1 protein-coding gene is annotated in these 328 nt (G+C 64.0%); it reads right to left on the bottom strand.

Translation table 11 applies throughout. The features are described from left to right. Nucleotides 1-111: 111 nt before the first annotated feature. Nucleotides 112-328, bottom strand: a 217-nt coding sequence (locus A3709_RS24700; protein WP_231871257.1) for a cytochrome P450, incomplete at its 5' end; no start/stop codon positions are given.

Below are 328 nucleotides of genomic sequence, written 5' to 3' on the forward strand. Positions count from 1 at the left end.
CTGTATCTGGGCGACAGCGGCCAGCCAGCGTGCTTTGAGCTTCCCCAGAGCGGCTCTGCCACTGTGATTGCCACCGCAGATGACCCGAGGCACGCGGTCCACCGGACCCTCCTACAGCCCGCATTTCTCGCTGCGAAAATAAAAGCCATGGAGCCACTCCTGCGCAGTTGGGCCACCGCCTTCACTCGCCAGCGGCGCCAGGGTGGCGCTGGCCCAACTGCGCAGGAGTGGCTCCATGGCTTTTATTTTCGCAGCGAGAAATGCGGGCTGTAGGAGGGTCCGGTGGACCGCGTGCCTCGGGTCATCTGCGGTGGCAATCACAGTGGCA

The sequence above is a fragment of the Halioglobus sp. HI00S01 genome (assembly GCF_001635445.1).
In the GTDB taxonomy this organism is placed as follows: domain Bacteria; phylum Pseudomonadota; class Gammaproteobacteria; order Pseudomonadales; family Halieaceae; genus Halioglobus; species Halioglobus japonicus.